The 10,002-nt window shown below is 39.5% G+C and carries 7 protein-coding genes; all 7 read right to left on the bottom strand.

Translation table 11 applies throughout. The features are described 5' to 3' along the window. Positions 1–171 precede the first annotated feature (171 nt). Positions 172–1,407: a Zn-dependent hydrolase gene (locus tag J7E67_RS24540; RefSeq protein WP_214714171.1), complete on the bottom strand. Its 1,236-nt coding sequence runs from the start codon at positions 1,405–1,407 to the stop codon at positions 172–174. Positions 1,408–1,743: 336 nt separating this feature from the next. Then, positions 1,744–2,766 (bottom strand): galactose/methyl galactoside ABC transporter permease MglC, encoded by a 1,023-nt coding sequence (gene mglC, locus J7E67_RS24535; RefSeq protein WP_214714173.1) that lies wholly within the window; start codon positions 2,764–2,766, stop codon positions 1,744–1,746. 11 nt (positions 2,767–2,777) lie between these two features. Then, positions 2,778–4,283 carry a galactose/methyl galactoside ABC transporter ATP-binding protein MglA gene (gene mglA / locus J7E67_RS24530; RefSeq protein WP_214714175.1) on the bottom strand — a complete coding sequence of 502 codons (1,506 nt, stop codon included), beginning with the start codon at positions 4,281–4,283 and terminating at the stop codon, positions 2,778–2,780. Positions 4,284–4,493: 210 nt separating this feature from the next. Beyond that, positions 4,494–5,555, bottom strand: a complete 1,062-nt coding sequence (mglB, locus tag J7E67_RS24525; protein ID WP_168241724.1) for a galactose/glucose ABC transporter substrate-binding protein MglB — start codon at positions 5,553–5,555, stop codon at positions 4,494–4,496. A 234-nt stretch (positions 5,556–5,789) separates the two neighbouring features. Beyond that, complete coding sequence (locus tag J7E67_RS24520) at positions 5,790–7,376, bottom strand: response regulator (protein ID WP_214714177.1); 1,587 nt, start codon at positions 7,374–7,376, stop codon at positions 5,790–5,792. After that, complete coding sequence (locus J7E67_RS24515) at positions 7,351–8,835, bottom strand: sensor histidine kinase (RefSeq protein WP_251026972.1); 1,485 nt, start codon at positions 8,833–8,835, stop codon at positions 7,351–7,353. The genes J7E67_RS24520 and J7E67_RS24515 overlap by 26 nt, the downstream gene beginning before the upstream one ends. Beyond that, positions 8,832–9,830: a sugar-binding protein gene (locus J7E67_RS24510; protein WP_214714179.1), complete on the bottom strand. Its 999-nt coding sequence runs from the start codon at positions 9,828–9,830 to the stop codon at positions 8,832–8,834. The genes J7E67_RS24515 and J7E67_RS24510 overlap by 4 nt, the downstream gene beginning before the upstream one ends. Positions 9,831–10,002 lie beyond the last annotated feature (172 nt).

Genomic DNA, 10,002 nt, shown 5'->3' with positions numbered 1-10,002 from the left:
CTGACTTTTGTCGCCAATAGCTTTACTACCACTACTTTTTCATATTGTATCTATTCACTTCTATTTTAAAGAAAGAAATCTAATAGGCCCCTAGGCACCAATATGTAAAGATAAAGAGACCTTTCCGCATCACGGAAAGGTCCCTTTAAAGCTAGCTTATTTAATTAAAAACTATTTTACTAACATCGTTAAAACCGTATCTAATAAAACATTAATCCCTTTTTCGCAATCTTCCCAAGTGGTTAACTCTTCTTCACAATGGCTTTTGCCGTTAATACTAGGAACAAATAGCATGGCCGCAGGAACGAAGCTCGCAATGAATTGGGCATCATGGCCGGCACCGCTGACCATTCTTCTATTAGAATACCCGAGCGACTGTGCCGATTCTTCTAAACGCTGGCAAATTTCAGGTTCGAACCAAACGGTGTCCCGCTCCCATAATTTTGTTGTTTTAACCTCACAACCTTCATTTAACGAGGTTAAATTCGGAAGTGCTTCGATGAAGTTTTTTACCGTACGGACAATTTCCATGTCCTTGTGACGTGCTTCAAGAGTAAAGACCACCTTGTTCGGAATGACCGTATGGATGCTTGGGTACACGTTTACTCTGCCAATCGTGAAGACTAAATCTTCATCTAAAACTCCTAACCGCCTGCGGATTTCATTGATTAAATTATTTGTAGCAAACAAGGCATCTTTTCTCATCTTCATTGGCGTTGTGCCGGCATGGTCAGATTCCCCTGTTACTTCAATCTCATAGCAAGCCATTCCCACCACACATTCGACGACACCGATTGAGAATGCTTCTTTTTCAAGGATTGGGCCTTGTTCAATGTGGAGCTCTAAAAGGGCCGATGCCTCTTTCAATCGATTCTCCACATCGCCTTCGTACCCGCTCGACTTTAAAGCCTCCCCAAAAGTAACTCCCTCTGAATCTACCTTTTTTAACATAGCAGACTTTTCAAATTTGCCTGAAAGGACCCCCGATGCCATCATCGAAGGTTCAAACCTGGCACCTTCTTCATTCGTAAAGTTAACAATCGTGATCGGAATTTGTGGTTTAATTTGATTCTCGACAAACGTTCGAACCACTTCTAAACCAGCCACTACCCCTAAGACACCATCGAAACGGCCGCCTTTTTTCACCGAATCCAAATGGGATCCAATAAGAATTGGAGGCTTATCTTCTGTTCCAGCCAGTGTCGCATACATGCAGCCCATATCATCAACCTTGACTGTCAACCCTAATTCCTCGCAGCAAGAACGGAAGTAATCCCTTACCCGGATATCTTCCTTGGATAAGGACAACCTTGTGACCCCATTGTTTTCTGTCCGGCCAAAGTTTGCAAATTGTTCCAATGTCGTCTTCAGTCTTTCTCCATTAATTAATAATTTTTGTCGTTGCATGATTAAACACTCCCCTTTTTTATCTGAGATTAAGTGCATAATTCAATGTTAAAAATCTCGTGGAGGATAAAAACAGAAATTTGCGGACTTTTGATTTTTAAGCTGTTCTGGGACCCAAAGTAAGCCTAATATTAAATTTAAGCAAATATTCAGACAACAATTTAATTATACACCACTGCTAAGGCCTGTCATTAGACAAAACATCAAATCTTTCTTACAAATTGTTTTATAGTTTGTATGTATTAGTAACATCACAAAATATAAAAAGGTGTCAGGCACCACTCGTGGACATTTGTCCACGAACGGTGCCTGACACCAAATTTAATACTGATCTACTTATTTTTTCTTTGCGTGTTTGCGCATGTCAAAGGCTACTGCGACGATGATGATTAAGCCTTTTACGATGAATTGAATGTATGGGCTTACGCCAAGGAAGGCTAATCCGTAGTTGATGACTTGGAAAATCAGTACCCCTGTGATAACACCAGGGACGGTTCCAATTCCACCTGATAGTGATACACCGCCGACTACGCAGGCTGCGATTGCATCTAGTTCATACATATTACCTGTGTTGTTTGTTGCACTACCTACACGTCCAGCTTCCAGCGTCCCTGTTAAGCCGTATAGAAGACCTGCGATTGTGTAGATGATAATCAGATTTCTTGCTACGTTTACTCCGGAAACCTTAGCAGCTTCTGGGTTTCCACCAATGGCGTACATATTTTTACCTAGCTGTGTTTTATTCCAAATCACCCAAATGATAAGTGATACTACAATGGCATAAATAATGAGATATGGAAATTCATATTGGCCAATTTTTATTCCGCGTTGCGCAAAAGTTGTAAAGGCTTGGCTTAATCCACCAATTGGCTGCGCACCATATGGCGGGCGGTCAAAATAAATCGAAGTTAGTCCGTAAACACCAATCATCATACCTAAGGTAGCAATGAATGGAGGAACGTGAAATTTTGCTACAATGACACCGTTTAATGCTGAAATGATACCTGTTGCTACCATCGCAATGACAATCGGAACAATTAACGGTAATTCCGGCAGGTTTGGATACATTTTATATGCATAATCCCCTGCTTGCAACATCGAGGCTGATATGACGGCTGCAAGTCCAACCATCCGGCCAGCTGAAAGGTCGGTACCTGCAGTAATTAAGATACCTGCTACCCCAAGTGCGATAATAATACGTGAGGATGATTGACTTAAGATATTAATTAAGTTTGTCATCGATAAGAAGTCCGGAGAAGCAGCGACAATCCCGACAACAAGAAGGATTAAAACTACATAAATTACGTTATCAACAAGCCATTTTGATACGCTTGATTTTTTTGATGCTTGAGTATTCATATCCATTCCTCCTAGTACAAAGCTGCTAATTGCATAATTTCTTCTTGAGATGTTTTGGCAGTCTCCACAATTCCAGCTGCTTTTCCATTACTCATGACTAAAATTCGGTCTGTTACACCCAAAAGCTCAGGCATTTCGGAAGAAATCATGATAATTCCTTTTCCTTCCGCAGCTAATTGGTTAATGAGCTGATAAATTTCAAACTTTGCCCCGACATCAATACCCCTAGTTGGTTCATCTAGCAATAAAATATCTGGTTTTGTTAGCAGCCAACGGCCAATAATTACCTTCTGTTGGTTACCACCTGATAGACTTCCAATCGATGTCTTTTGAGAAGGTGTCTTTACCTTCATGGAGTCAATTACCCACTGGGTATCATCGGCGACTTTGCGGTCAGATAAGAATCCGCTTTTTGTTTTATATTGCTTCATGTTAGAAATGATCGAGTTAAAGCTAATGCTTAGTTCTGGGAAAATACCGGTTGATCTTCTTTCCTCCGTCACAAGGGCAAAGCCATTTTTGATGGCTTGCTGCGGTGAATGGTTTTTAACTACCTTACCATTTAATTCAATCGTTCCTGATGTTAGCGCCCTCATTCCAAATAATGCTTCCACCACCTCGGTACGTTTCGAGCCAACCAATCCGGCAATACCTAAGATTTCGCCTTTTCTTAACTCGAAGCCGACATTAGAAAAAGAAGGCCGTGTTTCTGCAGTCAAATCAGATACTTTCAATATTAATTCACCTGGTTTGTTTATTTTTTCAGGGAACCGTTGTGAAAGGTCACGTCCTACCATCAATTTAATAATTTCATCGGTTGTTAGGTCCTTCGAACTTTTTGTTGCTATATACTGACCATCACGCATGATCGTTACTTCGTCAGAAATCTTTAAGATTTCCTCCATTTTGTGTGAAATATAGATAATCGCAACGTTCTCACTTTGAAGCCTTTTGATGATTCTGAACAGATGATTTACTTCCGTCTCTGTTAGAGAGGAGGTTGGTTCGTCCATTACTATAATTTTAGAATGATAGGAAACAGCTTTTGCAATTTCCACCATCTGCATTTCGGAAACAGAAAGCGTGCTCACCTTACTGCGTGGATTAATACTGATATCAAGACTTTTAAAAATAGCCGCTGTATCTTCGTACATTTTCTTTTCATCGATGAAAATGCCCTTTTTCGGATAACGCCCCAGCCAAATATTGTCCATAACATTCTGTTGACGTACCTGATTTAGTTCTTGGTGTACCATGGAAACTCCGTTTTCGAGGGCTTGCTTCGAATTGGCAAAGGAAACTTCTTTCCCACCAAAGAGAATTTTGCCTTCATCCATCGAATAAATGCCGAATAAGCATTTCATTAACGTCGATTTTCCTGCACCGTTTTCGCCCATTAAGGCATGCACCGATCCAGGCTTTACTTTTAGGGAAACATTGTCTAAAGCAAGTACCCCTGGGAACCTTTTGGTTATATTAAGCATTTCTAGTAAATTAGTAGAACTTGATTCTGACATGAGCGAACCTCCTCTGAAACCATTTAAAAAAGGATGAGAGCTCCATAGGATGCTTCTCAAACTTTTAAAGAGAGTAATAATTTTTTTGCGGTATCCAGCTCCAAATATTTGGAGTCTTACTCCGAACGAAAGAAAAGCGACCTCTTTTCCTTCGTTCGAAGAGCGCCTAAGGGCTGATTCCAGCCCCTGGACAAGGCGCTTCTGCTTTTCTTACTTATAAGCGTCTCTACCAACTTGGATATTATCTTTTGTTACTTCAATGTAAGGAACACGAACTGCTTTATTATCGTCTAGCTTCCACTCAGTTCCGTCTAATACATCTTTGCCATTTGCTGCATTTGCTGCTAGCTGAATAGTGGCGCTACCTTGGTTTTTCGCATCATTTAAGATTGAACCAACCATTTTACCATTTTCAATCATTTCAAGTGCTTCTGGAATCGCGTCAACACCTACAACAGGCATGAACTTGTCTCCGGAGAAGTAGCCTGCTTTTTCAAGAGATGCAATTGCACCTAATGCCATACCATCGTTGTTGGCAATAACGAATTCGATTTTGTCATTGTATTTTGCAAGCCAAGCATCCATTTTTTCAGTTGCTTTCATTGCATCCCACATCGCTGTATCCATAGCTAATTCTTCCACTTGAATCCCTTTTTCTTTGACAGTGTCCACTGCAAATTTTGTACGAGCTTCTGCATCTGGGTGTCCTGGCTCACCTTTTAGTAATACGTATTGAAGCTTGCCATCTTTGTTTTTGTCATATTTATCTTTGTTAGCTTCCCAAGCTTTTGCAATTAGTTCACCTTGAAGTACACCTGATTCAGATGATGTTGTTCCAACATAGTAAGCTTTATCATAGCCTTTTAATACACTTGCATCAGGCTCTTTATTAAAGAAAATAACCGGAAGATCTTTTGCTTTTGCTTTGTCCACAATTGTTTGCGCTGCTTTTGGATCAACCAGGTTAATTGCTAGAGATTTTGCTCCTTTAGCAATTAGGGTATCAACTTGTTCAATCTGTTTTGCTTGGTCGTTTTGCGAGTCATTTAGCATTAGCTTTACTTTATCTTTTGCTGAAGTCTCCATTGCACGGCGAACATAGGACATGAAGTTGTCATCAAATTTGTAAATAGTTGCACCAACTGCTGGAAGACTGTTGTCCTTGCCTTTTCCAGAATCTGTACCGCTTGTTGAATCACTGCATCCTGTTGCTAATAGAATACTAGATGCAACTGTTAAAGATAGAATTAAACCTTTTTTCTTTTTAAACATGTTGTCATTCTCCTTTTACTATTTAGTAAAGACTCTGGTAAGGCAGCAGAACCGCTCCACTTAACCTTGGCGTAAGCCCTTACACTTATGTTAGCATGAGGGCATTCGATTCAATAGGACAAAAGTCTAGCATTAATTTGTGATTACCTAGATTTTTTTGCAAACGCTTTATTTTTTATGTCAAAAAATGAGATCAATCCACTACGACGGATTGATCTCATTAGAGAAATAATATTAACCTACTGTTACTTTGCGAAATTCTGTTGGCGATAAGCCTGTATGCTTTTTAAACACGCGGCTAAAATAGTTTGGATCCTTATAGCCAATCGAATAGCATATTTCCTTCAAGCTTTTTCCTGGGTCAACCATTTCAGCCTTGGCATGCTGGATTCTTATTTCCGTCACATAATCAATAAAGGTCATCCCAAAACGATCTTTAAATAATTTGCTAAAATAATAGGGACTAAGCTCCACATATTCTGCCACTAATTCCAATGTAATCGAAGCAGCATAATGGTTTTCGATATATTCCTTTGCCTTATGGAGCATGCCCTTAGCGTGATTGTTTCGCCACACCTGGACATGATGAACGACGGCTAATAAATGGGCCTTTCCTTTTTCAAAAATTGCCATAATATCCTCAGACTCTTCCACTGTAGGTGTTCGTTCATAGCTTATACCTAAATCATGGAGCATTCGGGAAACGAGAATAAACAATTCATCAAATGACTTTTTAACTAGTGACCCTTTTATTTTCTTATCATCTGCCAGCATCGTTGCAAACGATTCAAAAATGACCAAGACTTGATTGACATCTCCCTGCCGGACAGCTTCTAATAGTTTCTTCTCAATCTCTAACACCCCTGATTGAGAAGGGAGCTCAGTAGATCCTTGTTTAACTGCAAATAAATATTTTCGATTTGGAGTTTTTACAAGGTGATGCAGGGCCGTTAGCGCGTCATGATAGGATTTATTTAGTTCATGTGCATGGTTGTAGGGAAGACCGACTCCAATCCTTAGTTCCGCATCCAAGTATTTCTTTTCAAAAAGACTGTTCAGACCATCGATGACCGCCTGCGCATTGGTTTTAAATTGGACCTTTTCCGTTGTTTTTTTACAGAGGAATAAAACAGGTACCTGTGCGTCAGTTAACGGCCCAACCATCATTTCTTGTTTCATCACGATAGAATTAAGGGTATCCTTAAGCCACAAATACCAGTTCTGTTTTTCAACTGCTGCAAGTTCCGTCATGCCCCGTGGCCGTAGAGAGAAAAGCATGATATATCCTGAAGTAATCTCAACCCCAAGCAGCTGGCCCCATTCATCAAAGGTGATATCCTGAACTTGATTCACTAATACATTCGATACCCATTCTTTTTGGGCGATCGATACCGCACGGTCCAGGTTTACCCGCAAATTTTGCTGCTCTTCCCGCTGTTTACTCTCCTCCAAGATGTCACCAGAAACGCGGTCCAAAGCCGCAAGAATATCTTGTTTTCTGCTGGGTTTTAAGATGTATTCTTTAACCCCCTGCTGCATTACTTCCTTTGCATATTCGAACGTATTAAAGGCGGAAACCATAATAAACCGAATGCCAGGGTCGATTTTTTTTATCGCTTTGACGGCTTGAACACCATCTATTCCCGGCATTTTTATATCCATAAAAATGATATCTGGCCGATGTTCCGTGGCCATTTCAATTGCCTTTCTTCCATTAGGGGCTTCTCCAATGACAATTACGTCCATGGATGAACGGTTAATGATCTTCGTTAATGCCGTCCGCTCCAAGACTTCATCATCCACAATAAGAATTTTCAACAAGGCCTTTTCCCCCTTTGGTAACATCAGGAATCGTAAGTCTAAAATTGGTTCCATGGTCTACTTCTGATTCAATTTCAACAATGTCATTTCTCTGATAAAAGAGCTGCAGCCTTCTTACCACATTTTTCACACCAATACCCGTTGACTGACCTTTTGATTTTTCAGCTTCGTATCTTTCTTCTGGTTCGATACATTCTACATATTTGAGCAATCTATTCTTGGTGGTATCTTCCATTCCCGTACCGTTATCAATGACTTCGACGTAAATCTGATGATTATGCCTGTATATATGAAGACGGATGATCCCATTTTCTTCGTAGGATTCAACCCCATGCATGAATGCATTCTCAATTAATGGCTGTAAGATTAAACTAGGGATTTCAATATCTAAACAATCATCCTCGATGTCGGTCACAAATTGAATCCGTTCCCCAAAACGTGTTTGTTGGATATAAAAATACTCTTGAACAATTCTCACTTCTTCTCTTAGCGTTGAGGCCTTGTCGAAATCACTCAAGTTATATCTTAGTATGGCAGCAACAGCTTCTATTAATCTTGTAGTCTGTTCCGCTTCTTCCAAATAGGCCATTTTTGAAACCGCATTCAATGTATTGAATAGGAAATGAGGATTGATTTGATTTTGGAGACTCTTTAACTCCAATTCTTTTAATAACTTATCCAACTCCCCTTGTTGTTTGATTTCCGTTACGAGCTGTCTAAGGTTCGTACGCATTTGGTTAAAGGTTTCTGTTAATGGCTTAAGTTCGTCCTTTGTGGTAATTTTTATATCCTCACCTGCTAAGTTTCCAATTGAAATCTCCTTAGCTGCATGTGATAACAATCTAATTGGCTTCGTAATACCGCCGGAAATCCATAATGCTAACAAAGTGCTTAGAAAAAAAGCAGCCGCAAAAAGGGAAATCGACATGAGCTTATAATAATGGTTTTGCTTCTCCATTTGATCATATAATTTTTGATAGTCCGTCAGTTTATTATTTAATAGTGCAAGAGTGCTTTCTTGAAGAAATGAGTTTATTTTCAATACTTCATTAAAATGACCCGAATATTGATTAATCTCGTCCTGCTTAAATGCACCAACAGTGGCATCCCCTTCATCCAAAAAACTATCAATCATATTTTTATAATTTGTAAGCGTAATCTCATTCGTATTGATTACTTTATAAAGCCTCTTTTGGTCCTTAATAAGCTTTAGCTTTTCTTTTCGATAGTCTTTTAGGTAGGATTCATCCTTATCTAAAATATACCCATGAAGCTTTTCCGTAAGTAAATTGGATCTTTGCGAAATATCATTTAGCAAAAGAAATCGTTCAAAGCTGTCATCATATTCCGTCACCAGCTTTTCACTACTGTTATAAAAAAAGAACCCGACCGAAGTTAACAAAACTACAAGGACAATGAAATAAAGCAGCAATTTTGATCTAATCCGAAATAACATCATTCATGCTCCCCCATTCTGCCATTATTCACGGATAAATCGCTTATTCTCAAAATTCGAGTATCCGTATGGACAATAGGCGAAACCTTTTTCCCCTCAATTAGATCAATCATCATTTTTACTGCCCCATAACCCATTTGAAATGGTTCCTGGACAACGGTTGCCTTAATGGTTCCCTTTCTTATCAACTTAAGCGTTTCCGGTAGTGTATCAAAGCCAATAATATAAATTTGATTCTGTTTTTTATATTTTTCGACCACTTGGGCAATTTCGATGCCATCCAAGGCACTTGTCCCAAAGAACGCGTTGACCTCAGGGTGATCCTGCAAAATTTGGTTGGCTTTTTCCGCTGCTTTCACTCTGCTAATCTCTGACTCTTCCACAGCAATGATATGGATTCCTTTTTCTGCTTTAACAGCATCCTGAAATCCCTTAACTCGCTGCTGCATATGATTCGCATAAAAGCTCCCCGTAATAATCGCTACATTGGCATTACCCTTTGTATCCGCTATCAAAGCTTTCCCTGCTAAAAAGCCGGAATAATAATTATCCGTTCCAATATAGGCCAGCCTTTTACTGTTCGAGGTGTCCGTATCGACCGTGATAACAGGGATTCCCTTCGCTACGACCCGATTAATAAGCGGAGTAAATTGTTCGTCACTCAATCCCTGTGTAATGATCCCATCAACTTTTGAAGCAGCTGACATTTCAATTGTTTTTACATGATCATCAATATTTGCCTGCTTCGGCCCAGCATATTCCAGCTGAACACTATATTTTTCTGCTGCCTTCTTTGCCCCTTTTTCTACAAGCTTCCAATAATCATTATCTAACTCTTCAGGAACAAGAATAAGATGGTAGCTATACTTCTTTACTGCGCTTTCCTCCTTAGGTAAGTGGTGGGTAACGATCTTATATCCGTAAAAGATTGAAAGTGAGCAACTGACAAGAAAAAACAAACTTCCAACTGTATAGGCAACGATGGATAACTTGCTCATATAACATCCCCAATCCCAAAGCATAGTTAAGCCTATTATACGGAACTTAGCAATAATCGACAATCTCCCAAAAAATGAAAATGTTTTGATTACCATTTCAAACGGAACCTCATTTTTAACCACTTTTACCAATAAAAAAACAGCCTTCATTCACTTTCAATGAGGGCTGTTC

This window comes from Bacillus sp. ISL-46, from assembly GCF_018613205.1.
Note: the sequence above shows the minus strand (reverse complement) of the source record. Positions and strands in the feature narration are given on the sequence as shown.

Coding starts and splice junctions, on each gene's coding strand:
- J7E67_RS24515 (WP_251026972.1), bottom strand. CDS start 8,835: ATGATGTTATTTCGGATTAGATCAAAATTGCTGCTTTATTTCATTGTC.
- mglC (WP_214714173.1), bottom strand. CDS start 2,766: ATGAATACTCAAGCATCAAAAAAATCAAGCGTATCAAAATGGCTTGTT.
- J7E67_RS24510 (WP_214714179.1), bottom strand. CDS start 9,830: ATGAGCAAGTTATCCATCGTTGCCTATACAGTTGGAAGTTTGTTTTTT.
- mglA (WP_214714175.1), bottom strand. CDS start 4,283: ATGTCAGAATCAAGTTCTACTAATTTACTAGAAATGCTTAATATAACC.
- J7E67_RS24540 (WP_214714171.1), bottom strand. CDS start 1,407: ATGCAACGACAAAAATTATTAATTAATGGAGAAAGACTGAAGACGACA.
- mglB (WP_168241724.1), bottom strand. CDS start 5,555: ATGTTTAAAAAGAAAAAAGGTTTAATTCTATCTTTAACAGTTGCATCT.